Here is a 24,083-nt window from a genome sequence, read left to right as displayed (position 1 = left end):
CCCGCGTGGTCAGCCGTCCATCACCATGCCGAGGCCCAGGGCCATGATCAGGACGCTGGACACCACGGCCGTGACGGTCCGGCCGCGGTGCCCGGTCAGCAGCTTCCCGAACACGGCGCCGCCCCCCGCGAGCAGCAGCTGCCAGCTCGCCGAGGCGACGACGATCGCGCCCGCGTAGACCGCCGACTCCGCGGCGGTCATCGCCTGCTGTGCCTGGCGGCCGAGGATGAGAGCCACGAAGTAGAGGGCGGGCCACGGGTTGAGCACCGTCAGCCCCAGGAAGAGCACGTAGGAGCGGAACGGGGTCATCTCGCGGCGCGGGCCGCCCGGGTGCGCGCCCGCGCTGCCGGAGGTGCGGAACGCGGTGACGAGGATGCGGATCGCCATGGCGGACAACACCAGGAACGCCGTCCAGCGCAGCGGCTGCGCGAACGGCTGGAGCGCGCTCGCCGCGGCGGCGCCGCCCACGACCGCGAGCACGGCGTAGAGGGCGTCCGCGGTCGTGGCGCCCACGGCCGCGGAGGCGCCGACACGGAACGACGTCCGCGCGGTCATGTTGATCATGAGGACCGCGACCGCGCCGACCGGTACGGAGAGTCCGTAGCCCGCCCACAGGCCGGCGAGGATGGCTTCCTGCATGGGAGACCCCTTCACTTCCCTCGATCTGGTCGTGAAGGGCCCGGGCCTTCCCCGCCATTCTCACCCGTGCCGATTGTGCATATCCATCGAAAGATTGTGTACCGTATCGTTCGCCGCAGCTACACGATCCACTTGGGGGCCTCTCGGGTGATCGATCACCGTCTCAGGGCGCTGCGCGTCCTGCACGCCGAGGGCACGGTCACCGCCGCCGCGGCCATGCTGCACCTCACCCCGTCCGCCGTGTCCCAGCAACTGCGGCTGCTCGCCGACGAGTTGCAGGTGCCGCTCCTGCAGCCGGGCATCACCGGCGTGGCGACCGCGATTGCCGCGGTCATGGCCCCCGGGATGGCCAGGTTGCGCACCAGGCACCCGCACATCACGTTCGACCTCGGCGAAGACCTGGCGGAGGACCGCTTCACCCTGCTGCTCGCCGATCAGGTCGACATCGTCGTCGCTATCCTCACCCAGGACACGCCGCCGCCCGGCGATCCGCGCTTCGACCAGCGCCTGCTGCTCGAAGAACCCCAGGACCTGCTGGTTCCGGAGCACCACGCGCTCGTCCGGCGTCCTTCAGCCGAGTTGTCCGACGCCGCCCGCGAGATGTGGATCCAGGCAGGTGATCCGCGCGACCAGCACCGGCTGTTGCTGCAGGCGGCGTCGGCGGCCGGCTTCACCCCGCACGTCCGGCACAGCGCGGTCGACTGGTTCGCCATCGCCTCCCTCGTGGCGCACGGGCACGGCGTCTGCCTGATGCCCCGGCTGGCCCCGTTGCCCGCCGGCCTCCCCGTACGCCGGGTGCCGCTCACCGGCGACGGCCTGCCCACCCGGAAGCTGATCGCGTGTTTCCGGCGGGGCAGCGCCGAGCAGGGCGTCATCGCCCGCGGCCTGGCCGCCCTGCGGGAAGCCGCGGACGAGTGGCTGGCCGGGCAGCGGGCCGGATGAGCCCTGTGTCTCCGTGGCCGGCCGCGGACGGCGCGGCCGGCCCGGAGACCAGGGCGGTGAGCCCCTGTTACGGCGTCACCCGCCTGCCGCCGAAGGTCACGACGAGGCGGCCGTCCGAGGCGAACGACCAGCTCAGCGAGCCGCTGTAGGACGAGCAGCGGGACCCGTTCGAGCCGGACCAGAACTGGTTCGAGCCGTCGGCGTTACCGATGATCCGGTCGTTCGACCCGCTGTCGCACGAGGTGTTGTCGCGGAACACCGAGGAGCCGCCGTCGAAGTTGAAGTTGCGTTCCTCGTTGCCGATGCTGACGTTGCCCGACACCGTCATCGTGCCGAGGTTGCGGTTGTAGGTGAACCCGTGCTTGCCGTTCTCGTAGGCGATGTTGCGCCGGATGACGTGGTCGACCCCGATGTCCTCGCCACCGAGCTTGTAGCCGTTGCGGTCACCGTCGCCGGCCTGGCTGCCGTCGCTCAGGGTGCCGTTGTCGTAGGCGAGGGAGTTCTCGATGGTCACCGCGCCGATGGGGCCGGTGTCGTCCTTGGTGAACAGGTCGTAGCCGTCGTCGATGTTGTTGTGGGACACGGTGTAGCGGAAGACGTTGCCGGGGCCGACGGTGAGCTTCGGTGCGAAGCCGTCGGCGTCCTCGCCGTCGGAGTCGGCGTTGTCGTGCGACACCGTGCTCAGGACGAGGTTGCCGGAGGGCCACTGGTCCGCGGGCGCCCCGGCGATCAGCCGCGAGAGTTGCAGGCCCGAGTCGCGGTTGAAGCGTGTCACCGTGCGCTCGATGATGTTGTTGTTGCCGGCGAGGAGGATGCCGTTGTCACCGGCGCGCTCGACGACGATGCCGTGGATGTGCCAGTGCGACCCGCCCACGGCAAGCCCGCGGTTCGCCGAGTCCTCGCTCTGGGCCGAGAAGTTGAGCACCGGCGTCTCACCGGGATAGGCGAACAGTTCCGTACGGTCGCCCGAGGTGCCGTCGTTGCCCGGCGGTATGGTGACCGTCTGCGAGAACCGGTAGGTGCCGCCGCGCATGTAGATCGTCCCGCCGGAGGCGACGCGGGAGATCGCGGAGGTGAGGGTCGTCGGGTCCGACTCCGTCCCGGCCGCGCTCTCGCCGCCGTCCGGCGCCACGTACAACGTGTCGGCGGGCGGCTGCGTCGTTCCGCCCGCTTCCACGTCGATGTAGTCGATGTTGGGCAGGCCGTTCGAGGTGGTGGGGCTGAGCCGGATGGTGTTGCTTCCGGCGTTCAGCGGCACGGTCAGCGTCGTGGTGGTCCAGGTGGTCCACGCGCCGGTGGCCGCGAACGGGACGGTCTGGGTGGTGGCGCCGTTGACGATCAGGCCGGCGGGGCGGCCGCTCGTGGTGCCGTTGGCGTGGCGGATGGCGAGGGTGGTGGTGCCGGCCGTGGCGGCGTTGACGGTGAACTGGGCGTAGCTGCCGGTGTTGTTGTCGCCGTTGCAGAATCCGCTTCCCGAATATCCGGAGTGGTCGTTGTCGATGCTGCCGTTGCAGACGGCGGGCGAGGTCTCGGCCTCGTAGCGGGTGGGTGCGGCATGTGCTGGTTGCGCGATGGCGAGCGTGCCGGCTAACAGGCCGGTGCAGGCGAGGACGGAGGTCAGGCGCATCATGCTTCTCCAAGGGTCGGGTACGGCGTCCCTGCCCGGGCAGAGCGGAAACGGATGCCACAGTAGGAAAGCGCTTTCCCTGCGTCAACCATCGCTGAAACTTTCATCCGGCGCCCGAGCTACGCCCCGTGCCGCGTCAGCACGGCCGCCCCGCGAGGCGGCAGGACGAGCACGCCGCCGGACCGCTCGCCGTCGAGCAGCACGCTCCCGCCGTCGGGGACCGGCACGCGGCGTTCCTCGAAGGTGTGGTTGAGCAGGAACACATGACGTACGCCCCCGTCACCGGCCCGGGTGACCGCCTCCACGCCCTCCGGCAGTCCGGGCAGCGTCACGCCGGCCTCGGCGGCGATGCGGCGGGTCAGCTCCCGCATCACCGCGGGATCCGGCCGGGTGCCGAGATACCAGGCGACGCCCTCGCCGTAGGCATGCCGGGTGACGGCCGGGCCGGCGTCGCCGAACCTGGCCACGGCCTCGGCGCCCTCCAGCGTGATGCGCTCCGACCACAACGTGGCCCGCGACTCCGAGCCGTCCAAGGTGATCGGGACGGTCGCCCCCGTGTGCAGCGGATCGAACTCGGTGACCGACAGGCCGAGTAGCTCGCGCAGCGGCCCCGGATATCCGCCCAGCCACACCCGGTCGTTCTCGTCGACGATGCCGGAGAAGAACGACACCACCAGGTGACCGCCCCGCTCGACGTACGCGGTCAGGTTCGCCGCCGCCTCCGCCGAGAGCAGATAGAGGTTGGGCACGACCACCAGCCGGTAGCCGCTCAGATCGGAGGCGGACCGCACCACGTCGGTGGTGACGCCGAGCCGCCACAGCGGGTCGTAGTGGTCGCGCAGCCGGTCCATCATGCGGATCCGGTCACTCGGATGCGACTCCTGCTCGACCGCCCACCAGTTGCGCCAGTCCAGCACGAGCGCCGTCTCGGCCCGCACCCGCGAGCCCTCGACCGCGCCCAGCGACCGCAGCTCGCCGCCGAGGTCGCGGACCGCCTGGTGCAGCGGGTGATCGGCGCCCGCGTGCGGGACCATGGCGGAGTGGAACTTCTCCGCGCCGCCGCGTGAGGCGCGCCACTGGAAGAACAGCACGGCGTCCGCGCCGCGGGCCACCGCCTGCAGGCTGTCCAGCCGCATGCCGCCGGGCTTCTTGGCCGGGTTGGTGCCCATCCAGTTGACCGCGGAGGTGGCCTGCTCCAGCAGCCACCACGGCCGGCCGTCACCGAGCCCGCGCCACACGTCGAAGAACAGCGCGCTCTGCAGATGCGGCTCAGGCTCCCGCTGGTCGGGATAGCAGTCGCCGCTGACCACGTCCATCTCCGCCGCCCAGGCCGGGTAGTCGGTGGTGGGGGCGACGTTGCACAGGTTGGTGGTGACCGGGACGTCCGGCGTGGCCTGGCGGACCACGTCCGCTTCGAGCCGGTAGCAGTCCAGCAGCGCGTCGGAGCAGAACGCGGTGAAGTCCAGCGTGTGCGCCGGGTTGGGGATGCCGGTGGTGCGGCGGGGCGGGAGGATCTCCTCCCACGCGGAGTAGCGCTGGCTCCAGAAGGCCGTGGTCCACGCCTCGTTGAGCTGGTCGAGGGTCTCGTACCGGCGTCGCAGCCAGCTGCGGAAGGCTTCGGCGCACAGGTCGCAGTAGCACTGGGGCACCTGGCAGCCGTACTCGTTGCCGATGTGCCAGGCGGCCAGCGCCGGGTGGCCCGCGTACCGCCGGGCGAGCTCGGTGACCAGGGCCCGCGCCGCCTTCCGGTAGGCGGTGGAGGACGGGCAGATGTGGCAGCGCGATCCGTAGCTCAGGCGCACCCCGCCGGCGTCGACCGGCAGCGACTCGGGATGGCGGTGGCCAAGCCACGGCGGCGGCGAGGCGGTCATCGTGGCCAGGCACACCGCCACGCCGTGGTCGTGCAGCAGGTCCATGACCTCGTCGAACCACTCGAACCGGTAGTCGCCGGGGACGGGCTCCACCTGGGCCCAGGCGAAGATGCCGAGCGTCACGAAGGTGACGCCGGCGTCTCGCATCAGCTTGGCGTCCTCCGCCCAGACCTGGCGCGGCCACTGCTCGGGGTTGTAGTCCCCGCCGAAGCGGATCATTCGCGTACGCTCCCTTCGGTCAGGCCGGCCCGCCAGAACCGCTGGAGGGCCCCCGACAACACGATCAGCGGGATGACCGACACGAACGAGCCGACCACCACCAGCGTCTGGAGGATCGGCTCCCGGTCGGCGAAGCCCTGCCAGCTGGTCAGGCCGAGGGTGAGCGGATAGAGGCTGCTGTCCGACAACATCACCAGCGGCAGGAAATAGTTGTTCCAGATCCCGATGAACTGGAACAGGAAGATCGTCACCAGCGCCGGAGACATGATCTTCAGGGCGATGGTGAGGAAGATGCGCCATTCGCCGGCGCCGTCCGCCCTGGCGGCGTCCAGCACGTCGTCCGGCACCGTGGCCGCGTACACCCGCGACAGATAGACCCCGAACGGGCTGACCAGGCTGGGCAGCAGCACCGCCCAGTAGGTGTTGGCCAGGCCGGCGTCGGACATCAGCAGGAACAGCGGCAGGCCGATGGCGGTGGTGGGCAGCAGCACCCCTGCGAGGATGACGTTGAACAGCGCCTCCCTGCCGCGGAACTCGCACTTGGCCATCGCGTAGCCGGCGCACGCGGCGATGAGCGTGGCCCCGGCCGCGCCCAGCCCTGAGTAGATCACCGAGTTGAGGATCCACCGCAGGTAGATCCCGTCGCTGAAGGAGAACAGGTCGCCGAGGTTGGTCCACAGTTGCGGGTTGGCGAACCACAGCGGGGAGGAGTTGATCAGGTCGCCGGTGTTCTTGGTGGCCGCCACGATCAGCCAGTACAGCGGCAGCAGGAAGTACGCCGCGAGCACCAGCAGCAGGACGGTGGTGAGCCAGCGGAGGCTGACCGTTCTCATCGGCGTCCCCTTCCCACGAAGCGCAGGAACCCGAAGGACAACACGGCGGTCACCAGCGCCAGGATGATCGACTCCGCAGCGGCCAGGGCCATGTCGTTGCCGTTGAACGCGTCGTGGTACGCGGTCAGCGTGGGCGTGTAGGTGGTGGACAGGCCGCGGGACACCGGAAGCAGGACCAGCGGCTCGTTGAACAACTGCAGCGAGCCGATGATGGTGAACACGGTGATCAGCACGAGCGCGGGACGGAGCAGCGGGATCTGGATCCGCCAGGCGATGCCCCACCGTCCGGCGCCGTCGATCCTGGCCGCTTCGTACAACGTGCGCGGGATCGACTGCAGTTGGGCCACCACGACCAGCATGTTGTAGCCGACGCACAACCACACCACGATGTTCATGACGGACCAGAACACCGTGCCCGGTCCGAGCAGGTCGGTCTCGATGCCGAACGCGCTGAGCACCGGGGTGAACGGTGACGTGCCGGGCGCGTACAGGAAACCCCACATGATCGAGGCGATCACGCCGGGGATGCCGTAGGGCAGGAAGAAGCTGGTGCGGAAGAACCGCGGCCAGCGCGCCATGCCGGCCTCCAGGATCAGCGCCAGCACCGTGGCACCGACCACCATCAGCGGCACCATGATCGCCGCGTAGAGCAGGATGCGGCCGAGGCTCTCCACGAACCCCTGGTCGGACAGCGCCTTGCCGTAGTTCGCCAGACCGGCGAAGTGCGTGGTCTGGCCGCTCAGCCCGAGCAGGCCGGAGCGCTCGATGACGGTGAAGCTCTGCGCCAGCGCGTACAGGATGGGTGCGACGAAGAACCCGGCGAACAGCAGCACGAACGGCGCCAGGAACACCGCGGCGGTGCGTTTCCTCATTGGGCCCTCAGCCCTTTCTCCCTCAGTTGCTCGACCACCTGCGTCTGCGCCGCCCGCAGCGCGCTCGCGAAGGTGCCCTCGCCGGCGAGCGCCCGCGGGAAGCTGTCGTTGAGCGTCTGCCTGGTCTCCTCGTAGCCGGGCCACCACACCCAGCCGCGCGGCACCCGGCTGGAGGATTCGGTGAACAGCCGGTCGGTACGCTGCCCGCCGAGGAACGCGGAGGGCTTGGTCAGCGAAGGGCTGGACATGCCGTCGATCGCGGCGGGCCAGCCGTAGCCGCTCTCGATCAGCATCGCGACGCTGCGTGGGTCGCGGTTGATCCACAACGCGAACTCGACGGCCTCGCGGGGATGCTCACACCCGCGCAGCAGCGCGGTGGACGAGCCGCCGTTGCTGGCGGAGGCATTGCCGCCCGCCTCCCACTGGGGCAGCGGCGCGGCCCGCCACTTGCCGGCGGTGTCCGGCGCGTTGGCCGCGAGGATGGCCTCACCCCACTGCGCGAGGGGGATCGCCACCAGGTGACCGGACGCGAGGTCCTTGTACCAGCCGGGCGCGAAGTGCGGGCTGACCTTGACCAGCCCGTCCTTGATCATGCCCTGCCAGTAGTCGGCAACCTTCAGCGTTTCCGCGCTGGTCATCTTCGCGTTCCAGACGCCGCCGCGGGTGTCGAACCACGGCGTGCCGGCCTGCCAGGCGAGGCTGATGAACGGCGAGGCGTCGTTGGCGGGGAAGTTCGTGACGTACGCGTCCGGGTCGGCCTCGCGGACCCGGGCGGCCGCCTCGCGATACTCCGCCCAGGTCTCCGGCACCTCGATGCCCCACTTGTCGAACAGGTCGGCCCGGTAGTACAGCGCCATCGGGCCGGTCGCCTGCGGCACGGCGTAGGTGCCGCCCTCGTAGGTCACCAGGTCCCAGGTGTTCTGCTGGAAGTCGGCCCGGTCGGCGTCGGTGAGATAGGGGCTCAGGTCCATCAACTCGACGTTGAGCAGGAACGACGGCAACTCCTGGAACTCCATCTGGGCCAGGCACGGGGCGTCGCCGGCCAGCACGGCGGCGTGCATCTTCGCGTATCCGCCCTTCGGCCCTGGCGGGATGTTGTCCAGCGTGACCTGGACGTCGTCATGGGTGCGGTTGAACAGCTCGACGGCCTTGTCCATCCCCGGAACCCACGCCCAGAAGGTGAGCCGGACGGGATCTTGTCCGGTCGCACCGGCGCCGCCCCCGCAGGCGCTCACGAGCAGCATCGCCACCACGGCCAGGCTGAGGAGGGGGGATCCCAAGCGTCGTGGCCAAATAACCATAAAATATGCTTTTATCAGCTTCACAAGGGGATCGGAAGGGATGTGCGGCCTTGAGTTATCCACGGCGCGGCATGCACGGCGAGGTCGTCGAAGATCTCGGCCGGCGCATTCTCGGGGGCGATCCTGACGCCGGGGGAACCCTCGACCCGATCGCACTGGCCAGGCACTACGGCGTCAGCCAGACGGTGATGCGGGAGGCGCTGAAAACCCTCGCGGCCAAAGGGCTGGTGGACGCGCGGCCCAAACGCGGCACGTTCGTCAGGCCGCGCGCCGAGTGGTCGATGCTCGACCCCGACGTCATGCGGTGGCGGTTCACCCAGCGCGGTGACGAACGGATGCTTCGCGACCTCGCCGAGGTCCGGGCCGTGGTGGAACCGGCCGGCGCACGGCTGGCCGCGCAGCGCCGCACCGACGAGGACCTGGAGGCCCTGGAGGCGGCCCTGGCCCGGATGGCCGGCACCGTCGCCGACCCCGCCGCGCACACCGAGGCGGACGTCGCCTTCCACCGCGCGCTGCTCGCCGCCGCGCGCAACGAGGTGCTCGACTGCCTGCAGATCGTGATCGCCGCCGCGCTCTACGCGCGGGACCGGCTGGTGCACGCCGGCGGCGAGCGCCCAGGGTTCGCCGCCACACACCGGGCGGTCCTGGACGCGGTACGCCGCGCCGATCCAGACGCCGCGGAATCCGCCATGCGGGACCTGCTCGCGCAGGCCGGAAAGGACGAAGCCGCATTATGACCACCCCCCACATGACGTCCAGGCGGCGACTGCTCGCCCACGCCGCAGGGCTCGCCGGGCTGGCCGCCGTGGCCCAGGTGCCCGGCGGCTGGACCGACTCCTCACCCGCCCTGCCCGGCACGCCGTTCACGCTCGGCGTCGCCTCCGGAGACCCCCGGCCGGACGGCGTGGTCCTGTGGACCAGGCTCGCCCCGCAGCCGCTCGCCGACGACGGGCTCGGGGGCATGCCGCGCACCCCCGTGCCGGTGCGCTGGGAGGTCGCCGAGGACGACGGGATGCGCAAGGTCGTCCGCAGAGGCGTGGCCACCGCGCGCCCGGAGTTGACGCACGCCGTGCACGTGGAGGTGCACGGGCTGCGCCCCGGCCGGGCGTACTGGTTCCGGTTCACCGCCGGCGCCGACGACAGCCCTGTCGGCCGTACCAAGACCGCACCTGACCCCCGCACGTCCGTGCCGGTCAGCTTCGCCTTCGCCTCCTGCCAGGCCTGGGACGTCGGCTTCTACACCGCGTACCGCGACCTGGCCGCCCAGGACCTCGACCTCGTCGGGCACCTCGGCGACTACATCTACGAGAACGGGATCGGCGCCACCGGGGGCAAGCGCGGCACGCAGCTGTCGCCCGCGCACGGCGCGCTCGTCCAGACCCTCTCGCAGTACCGGCTGCGGCACTCGCTCGTCGGCACCGACCCCGACCTGCAGGCCGCCCGCGCCGCCGCCCCCTGGTTCTTCACCCTCGACGACCACGACGTGGAGGACAACTGGGGCGCCGACCGGTCGCCCACGGGCGCGACCCCGGAGAACTTCCTGCGCCGCCGCGCCGCCGCGTTCCGCGCCTTCTACGAGAACAATCCGATGCGTCCCTCCGCGCTGCCGGTCGGCCCCGACATGGCGATGCACCACCGGATCGACTACGGGCGGCTGGCGAGCTTCTTCGTGCTGGACGCGCGGCAGTTCCGCAGCCCCATCGACATCGGGGCGCGGCTCGACCCGTCCCGCACCATGCTGGGGGAGCAGCAGGAGCGCTGGCTGCTCAAAGGGCTCGCCGACTCGTCGAGCACCTGGAACCTGCTGGCCAACCAGGTCATGATGTTCCAGCTCGACCGGCTCACCGACCCCGGCCTGCAGCAGCTCAACCCCGACACCTGGGACGGTTACGCGGCCGCGCGCGACCGGCTGTGGGCGGGCATCGGTGAGCGCCGCGTGTCCAACCCGGTGGTGCTCACCGGCGACGCCCACGTCAACTGCGCCGCGGAGCTCAAGGCCGACTACGCCGACCCCGGCTCGCCGAGCGTGGGCGTGGAGTTCGTGGGCACCTCGATCACCTCCGGCGGCGACGGATCCGACAACACGCCCGGAGGCCAGGAGTGGCTGGCCGCCAACCCCCACCTGAAGTTCTTCAACAACCAGCGCGGATACGTGCGCTGCCGGGCCGCCGCCGACACGCTGACCACCGACTACGTGGTGGTGGACAAGGTCACCACGGCCGGTGGCACCGCGTCGGTGCGCAGGTCGTTCGTCGTCGAATCCGGCCGCCCGGCCCTGCAGGACATGTGAGGCAGGACATGAGAAGGACGTTCCACGCCGCCGCCGCGGTGGCGATCTGCTGGGGCCTGTTCACGATGCCCGCCGCCGGGTCCGTCGTCCCCGATCCGCCCGCAGCCGGGTCCGTCGCCCCCGGTCTGTCCGCGGCCGGGTCCGCGTCGCGGCGGTTGCCCGTCACGCCGGCGGGCCAAATCCTGGTGGTGCAGGCCAACCTGCAGGACTCGGTACGCCAGGCGGACGCCCGCGACACCCGCGACCTGGACAACTTCGCCAGGCTGCTGGCCGAGAAGGCGCCCGCGGCGCCGGACGCCCTGCTGCTCACCGAGATCCTCGGCCCCGGCGCCCGCCACCTGGCGAACGCGCTGAGCCGGGCCACCGGGCAACGCTACCGGGCCGAGGTGGCGGGTGAACGCTCCGCCTTCCTGCCCGACGGCGCGGTCAGGGAGAACGCGATCATCCTGAACACCGGCACGATGACCGTGGCCGCGCCCGGCGGCTTCGAGCGGGTGCAGGACGAGGACCAGGCCTACGTGGTGGCCGCGCGGCGGGACGGCACGCTCCGCGTACCGCTGGTCGCCGCGCACCCGGGCGGCGATCCGGCGCCGGCCGCAAGTCAGCTCGCCGACTGGCTCGCGGATCGGTTCGCCCGCGAGGGCGGCGTCACCGTGCTCGGCGGCGACTTCCGCGCCGGGCGCTGCGCCGTGCCGGCGGTGGACCAGACCATCGGCTGCGCGCCGCAGGCGTTCTGGGCCGACCTGACGGGACCACGTGCCTACACCGACGCGTACTTCGAGCGCGGCGACGCGCAGGCGCGCCCGCACAGCGGGTACGTTTTCGCCAGGGGGGATGTGCTGAAAGCCGCGATCGACACCGACATGCCGGATGTCTCGGACTGCAAGGCGGCCTTCGACGCGGGGCGCTCGCGCACCGCGGATCGGGACTGCCGCGCCGCGTACTACGCCGACGAGCCGTTCGGGTGGGCGCTCCTCGGCGCCGCCCGCGACGAGCAGCAGTCGGTGGTCCCGGCGAAGCTCGCGCTGGATCATTGCGAGCTCGCCGTGCGCACCGCCGACGTGATGGCCAGGGTCGTCAACAACACCGGAGCGCCGCTGTCCCGGCCGGTCCGCGTGAGCGTGTCCGAGCCGCTCGCCGCCACACCCGCCGAGGCCACCCTCGACGTGCCCGCGGGCCAGGCGAAGAACGTGGTCGTGAACATCACCGCGCCCAGGGACACCGCGCCGGGCGAGCACCGCGTCACCGTGACGATCGGCTCCGAGAAGCGGGAGATCCCGGTCACCGTCACCGAGGACTGCGTCGAGCCGAAGGTGTACGCGACCAGCTTCCACTCAGGCTTCGGCCCCGAACTGGCGGTGGACGAGGACATCGCGACCTACTGGCACTCCGAGTACCAGCCGCCGCACCCGCTGCCCCAGTCGATCACCCTCAACCTGGGCGAGACCAAGCAGATCAGCGCCCTGGACTACCAGCCGCGGTTCGACGGCAACCTCAACGGCACGATCCTGGACTACAGGGTCTACCTCAGCACCGACGGCCAGACGTTCACGGAGGTCGCCGGCGGATCGTGGGCGGCCGACGCGCGGTTGAAAACCGCCTCGTTCGAGGCTGCGGACGCCCGCTACGTGCGTCTGGAGGGCAGCCGGGCCAGCGGCGGATCCTACCTGTCGGCGGCGGAGGTCACCGTCCGATGACCAGGTTCGCGGGGCAGACGGCCGTCGTCACGGGTGGCGCACGGGGCATCGGCGCCGCCACGGTCCGCCGGCTGGCGGCGGAGGGCGCCTCGGTGGTCGTCGCCGACATCGACGACGCGGCGGGCAGAGAAGTCGCGGACAGCGTTCCCGGGGCCGTGTACGCGAACTGCGACGTGGCCTCGCCGCAGGCGTGGGACGACCTGCGCACGCTGGTCCGCGACCGGTTCGGGCGGCTGGACGTGCTCGTCGGCAACGCCTACCTGCTGCGGCAGGGACCCGCCGACCAGGTGGGGCCGGACGACTGGAACGCCCAGCTCGCGGTCAACCTCGGCGGCTTCTACCTGGGCGTGCGCACGTTCATCGGCGAGCTGCGGCGGGCCCGTGGCGCCCTCGTGGCGGTCTCCAGCGTGCACGCCGGCTTCGGACTCCCCGGCCGCCCCGCCTACGCCGCGTCCAAGGGCGGGCTGCTCTCGCTGACCAGGCAGCTCGCCGTGGAGTACGGCCCCGAGGTACGCGCCAACGCGGTGGTGCCCGGCCCCATCCTGACCGGCGCGTGGGACGGCATCGACGAGGCCGGCCGGGAGCGCAGCGCCCGCGCCACGGCGGCCGGGCGGCTGGGCAGCCCCGACGAGGTCGCCGCCGCCATAGCGTTCCTGGCCAGCGGCGAGGCATCGTTCATCACCGGCGCCGCGCTGACCGTCGACGGCGGCTGGAGCGTCATGAAGGACTCCGACTGAACCCGTTGAGCCGCTACCGATCGAAAAGGGACTCATGCGCATCGTCTCGCTCACGACCTACCTGGTGGCGCCCCGCTGGTTGTTCCTGCGCGTCGACACCGACGAGGGGATCACCGGCTGGGGCGAGCCGGTGGTCGAGGGCAGGGCGGCCACGGTGGCCGCGGCCGTGGCAGAGCTGTCCGACTACCTGGTCGGCGCCGATCCGCTGCGCATCGAGGACCACTGGCAGGTGCTCACCAAGGGTGGCTTCTACCGGGGCGGGCCGGTGTTGTCCAGCGCGGTCGCCGGCATCGACCAGGCGCTGTGGGACATCGCCGGCAAGGCCTACGGTGTGCCGGTGCACCGGCTGCTCGGCGGGCCGGTCAGAGACCGCGTCCGGGTCTACAGCTGGGTCGGCGGCGACTCTCCCGCCGAGGCGTCCGACGCGGCGGTGGGGCTGGTGGAGGCCGGGTTCACCGCGCTGAAGATGAACGCCGCCGGCATCCTTCGCGCCATCGACACGGCGGCCTCCGTCAAGGCGATCGTGGACCGGCTCGCGTCGGTGCGCGCCGCGGTCGGCGACGAGGTGGACATCGCGCTGGACTTCCACGGACGGCTGAGCCTGCCCATGGCCCGCAGGGTGCTGCCGCTGCTGGAGCCGTACCTGCCGTTCTTCGTGGAGGAGCCCGTCGTGCCCGAGCTCACCGGCGAGCTGGCGGCGGTCACCTCGGCCACCGCCATCCCGATCGCGGCGGGGGAGCGGCTGTACTCGCGGTGGGATTTCCGCCCCGCGCTGGAGGCGGGGATCGCGGTCGCCCAGCCGGACATCTCCCACGCGGGAGGCATCTCCGAGACCCGGCGGATCGCCGCCCTGGCCGAGGTCTACGGCGCCACCCTCGCCCCCCACTGCCCGCTCGGCCCGATCGCCCTGGCCGCCAGCCTGCAGACCGGCTTCGCCACCCCGAACCTGCTCATCCAGGAGCAGAGCCTCGGCCTCCACTACAACGAGCCCGCCGACCTGCTCGACTACCTGGTGGACCCGTCGGTTTTCCGGTACACCGACGGGCATGTGCCGCTGCTGACCGGCCCCGGCCTCGGCATCGAGATCGACGCCGCCGCCGTCGAACGCGCCGCCGAGACCGGCCACCGCTGGCGCTCCCCCGTCTGGCGTCGCGAGGATGGCAGCCTCGCCGAGTGGTGATCGCTCTGCGGGACGGCGGATCGTTGGTCGCTGGAACCCGCGAGTTTCCTGCGGGGCGGCGGGCGACGGTCACGCCAGGGCGGAGACCGCGCGCAGGGTGACACCCGTGCCGACGAGCAGGACGAGCGTGGCGGTCATGGCGGCGCTGTACGGCCGCAGCCGCTGCAGTCGCCCCACCAGGGCGAGATCGCCCAGCTTGCGCAGCGCGAGCGCGGCGGCCAGCAGCGTGAACGCCATGCCGAACCCGTAGCAGACGACGGTCATGACGCCGAACACCGTACGTCCCAGTGCCATCGCGCCGAGCAGGACCACCAGGGCGGACGGGCTCGGGACCAGCCCACCGGCCACCGCCAGCGCCACCACCCCACCCGGCCACCGCCCGTGACCGTGCCCGTGCCCGTGCCCGTGCCCGTGCCCGTGACCGTGCCCGTGACCGTGGGCAGGCGTGTGGACGGATCTGTGGTGGCGGGCGGAGCGGAGCAGGCTGAAGCCGATCAGGGTGATGATGAGGCCGCTGGTCACGCCGAGCCAGCCCAGCACCGCCTCGCCCGCGAGCGAGGCGGCGACCGTGATCAGCACCCCCAGGATCAGCACCCCGGCCGTGTGGGTGGCGGTGACCGTGGCCGCGACGGCGACCGTGTCGCGGAGCCGTTTGTCCCGTCCGGCCAGGTAGGCGGCCATGACGGTCTTGCCGTGGCCGGGCATCGCGGCGTGCACGGCTCCGAGCACCAGCGACAGGACCAGGGCCAGCAGGCCGAGCGGTACGGTCAGCCGGTCGGCTCCGACCAGCGCGTTGAGCCGGTCGGTCAGCAGGCCGGTGTAGCGGGTGATGGCGTCGACGCCCGGCACGGCCACCGAGGTCCCGGCGTCTCCGTCACCCGGCTCCACCGTGATCCGCGCGTCGCGTACGTCGAGAGGGGAGCTGAGCAGGTCGGCGGGATAGTCGCGCAGCATGCCCGACACGCTGCGTGAGGGCACGCTGGAGGCGCTGAGACGCACGCCCTCACCCCGGGCCGTGATCTCCCGCCAGCCCACGGTGTCGCCGCGGTGGGTGTTGGCGAAGGTCAGGGTGAGCGGCCGGTCGACTCGCAGAGGCGCGGTCAGGCGGCACGTCAGCCTGCTCGTACGCAGCCCGGCGGCGCCCGGCTGGTAGGCGAAGGACGTCTCGGTCACCTGCCAGGTCAGCGGCCGTCCCTCCGCCTGACCCTGAACGGCGTCGCGGAGTCGTGCGCAGGCGCGACGGGCATGGGCGTCCACAGGGCCGCTGACGGGCTGCTGAAGGGTGGGGATCTCGGCGCTGTCCACGATGGCGACGTGCTCGATCCTGTCACGGTGGATCGTCAGCCCGTCGTAGTGGTTGACGCTGAAGTTGCCCAGCGGATGCGCGGCCAGCACGGTGGCGGCGAGCGCTGCGATCATGCCGTCGCCGCCAGCAGCGCCCGTGCCCGCGCCGCCCTGGCCGGCGAGAAGTGCGGGTTGATGGACAGTGCCCTGGTCAGGTGGGCGCGGGCGGAGGCGGTGTGCCCGAGCGCCCGCTCGATCTCGCCCCGGTGGTAGGCGAACAGCGCGTCGTGCCCGCCGAGCCTGGTGGCGCGGGCGGCGTACTCGGCGGCCTCGGCGTGGCGGCCCGCCTTGTGCAGGGCCCAGCCCAGCGCGTCGGCGACCTCGATGCTCTGGCGTCGCCTCCACTCGGCCCGCAGGTGCCGGACCGCCGCTTCGGGGTCGCCGTGATTGGCCTCGTATGTGCCCATGGCCAGGTCGTCGGGGTTGCCGCCGGCGGCCAGCAGCCTGTGCTGGGCGGTGAACACGGCGTACTGCCGTCGGGCCGCGGCACGGTCGCCGAGGTGTTCGAGCAGTTCGCCGTACTCGACGACGAACGACGGCGACCGGGCGACGACGGTGGCGTAGTCGCGCCGTGCCTGGTCGAGGTGGCCGAGCGCGGCCTCCGCGCGCGCCTTGCCCGCCCGCGAGGGCACGTGTCCGGGATCGGCGGCCAGCGCCCGGGTGTGGGCGGCGAGCGCGCTCCGGGCGTCGCCGTCGTTCCAGGCCAGCTCGCCGAGCTGCCACTGGCAGAAGGCGTACTCGGCGGGGGCGCCGGCGATCTCGCACGCGCGGAGCAGCAGCCTGCGGGCGGCGCCGGTCCGCCCGTGCAGTTGCTCCAGGCGCGCGGCCCTGGTGAAGGAGGCGAGGTCGGGGCGGCCGTCGAGCATGCGCCGCAGCGCGCTCTCGGCTCGTTCGTACCGGCCCAGTTCGAGGTAGGCGTCGGTGAGCACGCCGTACAGCGGCCAGCGGTAGGGGGCCGCCTTACGCGCCCGTTCGGCCCAGCGGACCGCCCCGGCGAAGTCGTGCCTGGCGTTGGCCAGCGCGCCCATGCCGATCACGGCGTCGATGTACGGCTCCCCGTCGCCCGTGGGCAGGCGCAGGGAACGTTCGAATGCGCCCTGCGCCTTGCCGTAGTAGGCGCCGTCGGCGGTGCGGCGACCCTGCTCCAGGTACAGGAGGCCGAGGCTCGCCCAGATCGCCGCGTCATCCGGGCGATGACGCAGGCGATCCTGGGCGTCCTCGATCGATCCGGACAGGTCGTACGGCGACCGCCCCGCCGGCCCGGGAGGGGTACCGTCCCGGCGCAGGACGCCGCCGGGGGCGTACAGGGCCAGCAGGACGCCGCCCAGGAGTACGCATCCCAGCAGGGACAGCAACCGCCGTGTACGACTCATCTGATCGGGTGTCCTCGGTGTGGTTCAGCCGGCGGTGACGGGCAGCGCCAGGTAGGGGAAGCTGCCGGTGATGGGTTTCAGCAGGAACGCCGGGTTGTCCTCGGCGACGATGCCGGGCGCGCCGGGGCCCGCGGGCTCGCCCAGGAGCATGCGCAGGTTGACGGTCACGACGTCGTCGATGAGGCGGCGGCCGTTGGGGTAGCCCTGCAGGTCGCCATTGAGCAGGCCGTACTTGTCCGGCTCGGCGGCGACGGGCGTGCTCATGTTGAGCCGCAGCTCTTCCGTCTTGGCGATGCGGGAGACGTCTCGGTTCAGCAGGTGGGAGTTGAGATCCCGGTCGATCGGTCCGTCTCCGCGCGTGGTCAGGCCGGTGAGGTAGATCTCCTCCAGGTCCTTGCGCGGGGCCGGCGGCGCCGCGACCCTGGCCTGTTTCGCGACGACCTTGGCCTGATCGGGGTCGAGCGTGGACGGCACGACGAGGCCACCGCTCTCGTCGCCGTCCGGCCGCAGCGTGTTGAAGCGGTCGCGCTGCTTCAACGGGATGATCACCTCGTTGAAGTTGGGATTGCCCAGCCGCGAGACCTGCTTGAAGTCGGCCGCCCCCGAGCCGAGCACGCCGCTCGACTTGCGGGAGGCGGTGGTCCAGACGCCGATGACGGGGTTGGCCGCGGGATCGCCGCCGAGCGCCAGCTCCGACTTGGGGATCTGCAGGGCCAGGGAGCTGACGTTCAGCGGCACGCCGCTCTTGACCGGGAAGAACGGCAGCCCGAACCTGAGCAGGCTGACCGCGTGATTGTCGGAGTAGAACGGGTCGGCGGCCGTGCCGGTGAAGACCTTGCCCCCTCCCGGCAGGTCACGGACGGCCTTGCGCCGCAGCCCGGGGTAGTCGGGTGTGGCCAGGGCGCCCATGTCGGCGGGAGCCACGTAGCCGTCACGGACGAGAGTCTCCGACGTGCCGCCGCGCAGCCTCGTCAGCGTGTAGCTCTGCTCGACCAGGGAGTCCAGCGGTCCGGCCTGGTGCTCGCGCCCGCGGACGAAGGAGGGCACCGGCAGCCCCTTGTTGGTGAACGTCCATCGGTAGGTGACGGCGGCCCGGCCGGTGCCCGTGTTGTCGATGTGCACCTCGTAGCGGGCATTGGTGTCGAACTGGTAGGGCTTGTTCGGCGCCTGGAAGGGGATGTAGTTGGCCACGATCGTGACCGTGTCCTGCCGTTCCGGGCTGGTGAAGGCGTACAGGTCGGTCGCGTCGACCTGCTTGTCACGGGTGGTGGCGGGGGCGTCCCAGTGGCTGGTCGCCGTGCCCGGCCGCATCGTGGGGCCGAGCAGCACCGTGGTCGTCAGCATGATCACGGCGGTGCCGCCGGCGGCGGCCCACACCCACCGGCTCCTCGCGCTGGTCACTCGCATCAGTCTCTCGTTTCGCTCGTACCGGGCCGCGCCCGCGGGCACGGCCCGGCGGCAGATCTCAGGTCAGGGGATGTCGCCCTACGGCACGTACTGGACGACCGCGTCGAGGTTGGCCAGGTAGTCGCCCTCGTTCAGTGGGATGCCGGTGAGCCGCCTGACCGTCCGGCTGAGGTAGGCGCTGGTGTAGAACGGCCAGTGCCTGGGCCCGATGCCGCCTTCGAGCGGCCGCGGCGTTGGCACGTAGGGGGCGAACTCCGCCAGGCGGTAGGTGGCCACGAGCTGCTCGCCCTGAGGTTGCCCGTCGATGACCACCTGCGCGTGCGCGCCGTCGGGACGCAGGTAGATGTCGTGGATGGCGGCTGTGTGTCCGCTCTTGACGTCGTTGAGGGCGAAACCGCCGGGGTAGTAGACGCCGTTGCACGGGTCGATGTGGTCCCGCTTCCACCCGATGGGCATATAGACGCCCTTGTTGCCGGGCTTGGCCTGAATGGGGGCGATGCCCTCCACGCGCACGCCGCGCTCGTCGAGGAGCCTGACGACGTCGCGGCCGAAGTCGAAGTCCGCGTGTCCCTTCGGGCCGAAGTAGGGGAACTCGAAGCACGTGGCGCTCGGCGGCTCGATGGGCGGGGCGCCGGGGAGCGCGGGAAGCGGGCCGGCGTGGGCGGGGACGGCTGATGCCGTCGTGAATACCGCGGCGCCGACCGCGAGTGTTTGAGCGATGCGGAAAAGAGCGCGCATGGCTATCGGCCTTTCCTGTGAGGTGAGGCAACGAAACGCCTCCGACCTGCGATGACACGCTCAAAGTAGTGAATATATTACTCTCTGTAAAGGGATCCTCAACCCGTTGTAAGAAAAGTTTTCAGCTCGAATTTGGGCATGCGAAAACCATTATCGGCGGGCCCGTCGGTCGGTCCGGGCCTGCCGGGCGTGATGCGTCACGCCCCTTCCTGTCGCCGGCTGGCTCTTTACGTACAGTAGTTATACCACTTCATAGGGCAACGATGGCGATCCCCATGCTGAGGCAGGGCGGGTGGCCCGATCAGGCCACCCGCCCGTGTGACTTGCGCATCCGGCTGGAGATCAGTCAGCGGTCGACGGCGCAGGCGTCCCTGTTGAGAGAGAACCTGCTCGGCAGGGACGCGTCGCCCGTGTGGTTGACGAGATAGCCCAGCGTCACGCTGCCGCCAGGCGCGATGGAGCCGTTGTGGGCGGCGTTGGCCGCGGTGACGATGTCACCGCTCTGGGTGAGATCGGTGTTCCAGTCGGAGACGACGGTCTGCCCACGGGAGAGGGGGAATCTCAGCGTCCACCCGTCGACCGGTGTCGTGCCGGTGTTGGTGATGGTGAGGTCGACGGTCATGCCGCCACCCCAGGTCTGCGTGGTGTGCCCGATCAGGCAGGCCGGCTTCGCACGTTCGAACGAGACGCGGTGCAGGCCCCCGGGAAGGTCGTTGACGACGTACAGCTCGCCCTCCGGCGTGGCGCCGAACGCGGTGACCTGCGTCGGCGTCTGGCCGATCTCGGCCTGGAGATAGCCGCCCGCGCCGTCCTCGCGCAGCGCCCACACGGTGGAGGAGCAGTAGTCGGTGGCGATGTAGGTGCCGCCGACCAGGTCGGTGAACTCCTCGCCGTGGTAGACCTGCCCGCCGATGACCGCGCAGCCACCGGTGTGCGGGGAGTAGGTGAAGATCGGCTCGGTGTAGTCGGCGCCGGAGCGGCACTGGGTCTCGTCGAACACCTCCAGCCCCTCGTAGCAGGACCAGCCGAGGTTCGCGCCGGCCTGCCGTCCGGGCTTGATGTGGTTGATCTCCTCCCACCTGCCCTGGCCGACGTCGGCGATCCACATCGAGCCGTCCGCCGGGTCGACGGAGAAGCGCCAGGGGTTGCGCCCGCCGTACATCCAGATCTCCTCGCGCGCGCCCTCGACGCCGGTGAACGGGTTGTCCTCGGGTACGCAGTAGGCCAGGTCGCCGCAGCTCCGGCTGACGTCGATGCGCAGGATCTTGCCCAGCAGGGTGTCCACGCGCTGCCCGGAGTCGAACGGGTCACCTGAGCCGCCGCCGTCGCCGATGCTCATGTACAGGTTGCCGTCGGTGCCGAAGGTGATCTGGCCGCCGTTGTGGTTGCTGTTCTCGGCGTGCTCCTGGGAGAGCAGGGGTTCGAGGCTCGTGTCGTCCAGCGCGTACCGTGCCAGGGTCACCGCGCCGTCCGGCAGCGCCGTGTAGGCGAGGTACACGTCATGGCTCTCGGCGAAGTCGGGCGAGAGGGCGATGCCGAGCAACCCGCGCTCGTTGCCGGATTCGTCCACCGACGCCGTGATGTCGATGATCGGGGTCTCGTCGAGACCGGTGTCCGGGTGGTAGACCCGCACGGTCCCGCGCTTCTCGGTGATGAACAGCCGGTCCGTCCCGTCATCGGGTGCGGCGATGGCGGTGGGGCGGCGTAACCCGAAGGCGACCTGGGTGGTGATCGTGTTGATCTCTTCCAGCGGCACCTCGGAGGCGGCCAGGACGGATGAGGATGAGGACGTCGCCGCGGCGACCGGTGGCGTCAGTGCGCTCACGGGGGCGAGCAGTGGCAGGGACAGGGCGAGCAGTGCGGGCGCTGCCCAGCGTTTTCCTGGCATGTCGGACTCCAGAGGCGAGGCTTCGTCGGATCGGACGGTATAGGCTCGCCCGCCGTCCCAACCAGGATCGCGATCACGACGTCCGCACGGAGCAGCGGAACCACGCCGTCGCGGCTGCTTTCATCCCCCCTGACCGGCGGCGATGCGGAAGGGCGCCGGCACGGCTCGCCACCGCCCGCATGAAACGTACATCGCCGCCGGGCCGGCACCGGTCTCCCGGCGGTCTACGGCGACTCCTGCAACGGCCAGACCTCGACCACCCCCTGTGCGACCGCGCACGGGGTCTTCGCCACGAGTTCCACGGCCTCCTCGAGGGTCGCGGCTTCGATGATCGAGAACCCGGCCACCGGGAGAGCCGAGAACATGAAGGAGCCGCTCTCCACGGTCATGCCGGCACCACCGTGATTGCGCACCTGCACGGGCGAGCCCGCGATGCCCGTGACGGCCCCGGCCTCAAGCAGGCGGGCGTCATGCGCATGTGCATCGTTCCTTACCGCCGCGTCGGTGCGGTCGTAGCCGTCCTGGTCCCCGTACCCGATGGTCACGAATTTCGCCACGACAGTGCCCTCCTCTCGTCCGTATGGTGTGCTTACCCGTACCGACTCCCGACCGTGCACAAACTCATCGCAGCGCTGGCTGAGCGGTACGCCCGCCGCGGGCCGCACTAGGGCGCGAGGCGGCCCAGGAGCGGGTAGTCCTCGGTGTCCGTTCGCAGGGAGCCGACGACGAGGATCGTGTCAGGGGCGGCCGCGACAGCCTGGGACTGCATGCCCTTCGGCCAGGTGACGCTGGTCCGCGGTTCCCAGGTGCGCCCGTCCTGCGACCTCACGAGGGCCATCTCGCCCGCCTTCGCCCGCAGGGCGATCCAGGCGTTCCCGTCCCGGCTGAGCTCGGACAGTGTCTGGCCGCCGAGCTCGGCGACCTGGGGTTTCTCCCACTGGCCCGACGGGGAGAGCCGGGCGGAGAACGTCTTGGTGATGGTGCCCGCGGACGTCCCGCCCTGGTGCGCCAGCCCCATGACGATCACCGTGTCCCGTCCGACGACGGCCTCGGTGACCCACGCGCCCTGTCCGTCCGGGAGGCCGATCGCCGGCATGCGCTGCCACGATCGGCCGTCGGTGGAATACATCAGGCAGTTCGCCGTGGTGCCGCCGTCCGGGCACATGCCCGGGGCGACGTAGCCGTACTCTCCGCCCGCCAGGCCGCTGGGGAACTCGAAGGGTGAGGTGACCTGCTGCCAGGTGACCAGGTCGGTGGAGCGCCAGGATATTCGTTTCGCGTCTTTCCCGGACGTCACCAGATAGCTGTCCTTGGCCGCCGCGGCCTCCTTGATCGTGCCGAAGGCGTGCCCGGAACGGTGCCAGGTGCGGCCGTCGCGCGAGGTGTAGGCCCCGGGGCCGATCGCGAGCCAGCCGCTCGGGCCGTGCACCACGGCGGTGAACTCGCCGGGCGTCTCCAGGTCCGAACGTTGCCAGGTCGCGCCGCTGTCGGTGCTCCACCAGGCGCTGGCCATGCCCTGGGACTGGCCGACGGCCACGGTGACGTCTCCCGCGTGGCGCAGGTCGTTGACCCGGGTGACGGGGTAGCGCAGGCCCGCGACGCCACCGAGGTCGATCGGGGCGACGTCACTGTCCGGGCCCGCGGAGAACAACCGCAGGTCGAGACGCTCCGGCCGGTCGGTGGAGAAGGCGCCCAAGATGTCGCCGCTGAGGAGAGCACCGCTCTTGGTCGTCGCCATCACCGGCTGGTAGGCGTTCAGCTCACTGGAGGTCCCCAGCGAGTCCCAGCCGGAGCCGTCCTCGCTGTGGAGGAGCCTGGCCTCTTCGCCATATCCGGGCTCCCCGAGCGGTACGGCGTCCATGAGCAGGTAGAACCCGGTCGGGCCCACGGCGAACCCCTTCGGCGAGGTGCCCTCGCTGGAGCCCACCTCCTTCCACGACGCGCCGTCGGTCGAGCCGGCGATGGTGGTGCTCTTGAACTCCTTGCTGAAGGCGGCGTAGAAGGACTTGCCGTCCGTGGCGAGGACGGGCGTGCCCGTACCGGTGTCGAGCGTGGCGGTCTGCCACGTGCGGCCGCCGTCGCCCGACCTCGCGGTCAGGCGGCCGGCCGTCCCGTCGGCGGAGCCGCCGTCGATGAGGACGTTGTCGCCGTGGGCGACCATGCTGGTGCGGCCTGCCGGCAGCGCGGTCGTGGTCGTGACCCGCTGCCATTGCCGGCCGTCCGCCGAGGTCCAGACAGCCGTCGGGCTCGCCTTCTCCGCCGAGGCGTCCGGCGCTCCCATGATCACGAATCCGCTGTCGGTCGCCACGAGGCCGGACAGGTTGTAGCCGACCATGTCACCGAGGACGTCGCCGCTGACGGGTTGCCAGGTGTGACCGTCGGCGCTGGTCCAGGCCAAGGGGGCGTGCTTGAGCAGCCTGCTGGGGAAAGCCACCCAGCCCTTGTCGCCGCCCGCCACGAGGCCCGCGGTCGTCGACTTCGTCCCGGGTGGCGGCACCGACTTCCAGGTCGTGCCGCTGTCGTCGGAGACCAGGAAGATCGGACGGGTCGGGGAATAGGGACCCACGCTTTCACCGCCCACCACGACCACGGTGTCGCCGTGGGCGGCCGCGGCGTTGACGTGCTGGTTGAGCCCGCCGTCTGGTGCCGGCTTGGACGGAGGCGGGAAGAGCCGGTCGGCCCTGTTCACCTGGCCGGTCTGCGGTGCCGTCGTATCCTTCCGGGCGACCTGGCCGTCCGGCCGGAGCGCCACGAAGGCGGCAGCCGCGCCGAGGACGAGAACGACACCGGCCGCCACGGCTCCCCACACTAAGGCGCGCCGCCGCGCGGGCGAGGCCGCCACGGCCGCTGCCGGGACCGCCACGCCCCGGGGCGGGAGCGCTCCGTACGCAGGCGAGGGTGCCATGCGCGGAGGCGTCCCATGCGAAGGCGGGGGCGCTCCGTGCGGCGGTGCCCCGTGCGGTGGTGCCCCGTGCGTCGGCGGAGGTCCCATGTGCGGAGGTGCCCCGCCCACAGGAGGGCCGGTTATGCGCGAAGGCGGGGGCACTCCGCGCGGGGGCATGGCCGGTGTTGCGGGCATCCCCGGAGGCGGGGCGATGCCCGGAGGCGGGGGCGGTGCGTGTGGG

19 protein-coding genes are annotated in these 24,083 nt (G+C 71.4%); 6 read left to right on the top strand and 13 right to left on the bottom strand.

Translation table 11 applies throughout. From position 1 onward, the window contains the following. Nucleotides 1–9: 9 nt before the first annotated feature. The gene (locus E1294_RS11610) at nt 10–639 is read right to left on the bottom strand and encodes a LysE family transporter (RefSeq protein ID WP_132507678.1); all 630 of its coding nucleotides are present in this window, start codon (nt 637–639) and stop codon (nt 10–12) included. Nucleotides 640–786: 147 nt separating this feature from the next. On the opposite strand from E1294_RS11610, the gene E1294_RS11605 reads away from it, so the two are divergent. Further along, nucleotides 787–1,581, top strand: a complete 795-nt coding sequence (locus E1294_RS11605) for a LysR family transcriptional regulator (RefSeq protein WP_132507676.1) — start codon at nt 787–789, stop codon at nt 1,579–1,581. A gap of 67 nt (nt 1,582–1,648) precedes the next feature. Here the strand turns inward: E1294_RS11605 and E1294_RS11600 are convergent, their stop codons facing one another. From E1294_RS11600 to E1294_RS11580, 5 genes are all read right to left on the bottom strand, one after another. Further along, nucleotides 1,649–3,211 (bottom strand): carbohydrate-binding protein, encoded by a 1,563-nt coding sequence (locus tag E1294_RS11600; protein ID WP_484213979.1) that lies wholly within the window; start codon nt 3,209–3,211, stop codon nt 1,649–1,651. A 116-nt stretch (nt 3,212–3,327) separates the two neighbouring features. After that, complete coding sequence (locus tag E1294_RS11595) at nt 3,328–5,298, bottom strand: beta-galactosidase (RefSeq protein ID WP_132507674.1); 1,971 nt, start codon at nt 5,296–5,298, stop codon at nt 3,328–3,330. Further along, nucleotides 5,295–6,131: a carbohydrate ABC transporter permease gene (locus tag E1294_RS11590; RefSeq protein ID WP_132507672.1), complete on the bottom strand. Its 837-nt coding sequence runs from the start codon at nt 6,129–6,131 to the stop codon at nt 5,295–5,297. The genes E1294_RS11595 and E1294_RS11590 overlap by 4 nt, the downstream gene beginning before the upstream one ends. Continuing rightward, nucleotides 6,128–7,003, bottom strand: coding sequence for a carbohydrate ABC transporter permease (locus tag E1294_RS11585; RefSeq protein ID WP_132507670.1), 876 nt, complete (start codon nt 7,001–7,003; stop codon nt 6,128–6,130). The genes E1294_RS11590 and E1294_RS11585 overlap by 4 nt, the downstream gene beginning before the upstream one ends. Then, nucleotides 7,000–8,283 (bottom strand): ABC transporter substrate-binding protein, encoded by a 1,284-nt coding sequence (locus E1294_RS11580; RefSeq protein WP_220447680.1) that lies wholly within the window; start codon nt 8,281–8,283, stop codon nt 7,000–7,002. Before E1294_RS11580 ends, E1294_RS11585 begins: the two co-directional genes overlap by 4 nt. 71 nt (nt 8,284–8,354) lie before the next feature. On the opposite strand from E1294_RS11580, the gene E1294_RS11575 reads away from it, so the two are divergent. From E1294_RS11575 to dgoD, 5 genes are read left to right on the top strand one after another with little or no spacing between them, the layout of a single operon-like run. Next, complete coding sequence (locus tag E1294_RS11575) at nt 8,355–9,041, top strand: FadR/GntR family transcriptional regulator (RefSeq protein WP_246082951.1); 687 nt, start codon at nt 8,355–8,357, stop codon at nt 9,039–9,041. Further along, nucleotides 9,038–10,594 carry an alkaline phosphatase D family protein gene (locus E1294_RS11570; RefSeq protein WP_165977234.1) on the top strand — a complete coding sequence of 519 codons (1,557 nt, stop codon included), beginning with the start codon at nt 9,038–9,040 and terminating at the stop codon, nt 10,592–10,594. The genes E1294_RS11575 and E1294_RS11570 overlap by 4 nt, the downstream gene beginning before the upstream one ends. 8 nt (nt 10,595–10,602) lie before the next feature. Beyond that, complete coding sequence (locus tag E1294_RS11565) at nt 10,603–12,291, top strand: discoidin domain-containing protein (protein WP_132507664.1); 1,689 nt, start codon at nt 10,603–10,605, stop codon at nt 12,289–12,291. Continuing rightward, nucleotides 12,288–13,028, top strand: coding sequence for an SDR family NAD(P)-dependent oxidoreductase (locus E1294_RS11560; RefSeq protein ID WP_132507662.1), 741 nt, complete (start codon nt 12,288–12,290; stop codon nt 13,026–13,028). Before E1294_RS11565 ends, E1294_RS11560 begins: the two co-directional genes overlap by 4 nt. Before the next feature lie 34 nt (nt 13,029–13,062). Next, nucleotides 13,063–14,208, top strand: a complete 1,146-nt coding sequence (gene dgoD / locus E1294_RS11555; protein WP_132507660.1) for a galactonate dehydratase — start codon at nt 13,063–13,065, stop codon at nt 14,206–14,208. 69 nt (nt 14,209–14,277) lie between these two features. Here dgoD and E1294_RS11550 read toward each other — a convergent pair whose 3' ends face one another. From E1294_RS11550 to E1294_RS11520, 7 genes are all read right to left on the bottom strand, one after another. Then, nucleotides 14,278–15,627: a High-affinity nickel-transporter gene (locus E1294_RS11550; RefSeq protein WP_132507658.1), complete on the bottom strand. Its 1,350-nt coding sequence runs from the start codon at nt 15,625–15,627 to the stop codon at nt 14,278–14,280. Next, nucleotides 15,624–16,925: a tetratricopeptide repeat protein gene (locus E1294_RS11545; RefSeq protein ID WP_132507656.1), complete on the bottom strand. Its 1,302-nt coding sequence runs from the start codon at nt 16,923–16,925 to the stop codon at nt 15,624–15,626. The genes E1294_RS11550 and E1294_RS11545 overlap by 4 nt, the downstream gene beginning before the upstream one ends. A 24-nt stretch (nt 16,926–16,949) precedes the next feature. Beyond that, entirely contained in the window at nt 16,950–18,332 is a 1,383-nt protein-coding gene (locus E1294_RS11540; RefSeq protein ID WP_132507654.1) for a DUF4331 domain-containing protein, read from the bottom strand. Between the two features lie 78 nt (nt 18,333–18,410). After that, the gene (locus E1294_RS11535; protein WP_132507652.1) at nt 18,411–19,070 is read right to left on the bottom strand and encodes a hypothetical protein; all 660 of its coding nucleotides are present in this window, start codon (nt 19,068–19,070) and stop codon (nt 18,411–18,413) included. A 346-nt stretch (nt 19,071–19,416) separates the two neighbouring features. Further along, nucleotides 19,417–20,958 (bottom strand): PQQ-dependent sugar dehydrogenase, encoded by a 1,542-nt coding sequence (locus E1294_RS11530; protein ID WP_132507650.1) that lies wholly within the window; start codon nt 20,956–20,958, stop codon nt 19,417–19,419. A 224-nt stretch (nt 20,959–21,182) separates the two neighbouring features. Continuing rightward, nucleotides 21,183–21,515, bottom strand: coding sequence for a YciI family protein (locus E1294_RS11525; protein ID WP_132507648.1), 333 nt, complete (start codon nt 21,513–21,515; stop codon nt 21,183–21,185). A 107-nt stretch (nt 21,516–21,622) separates the two neighbouring features. Next, nucleotides 21,623–23,863: a beta propeller repeat protein gene (locus E1294_RS11520; protein ID WP_132507646.1), complete on the bottom strand. Its 2,241-nt coding sequence runs from the start codon at nt 23,861–23,863 to the stop codon at nt 21,623–21,625. Nucleotides 23,864–24,083: the final 220 nt, after the last annotated feature.

Source organism: Nonomuraea diastatica, from assembly GCF_004349015.1.
In the GTDB taxonomy this organism is placed as follows: domain Bacteria; phylum Actinomycetota; class Actinomycetes; order Streptosporangiales; family Streptosporangiaceae; genus Nonomuraea; species Nonomuraea diastatica.
Note: the sequence above shows the minus strand (reverse complement) of the source record. Positions and strands in the feature narration are given on the sequence as shown.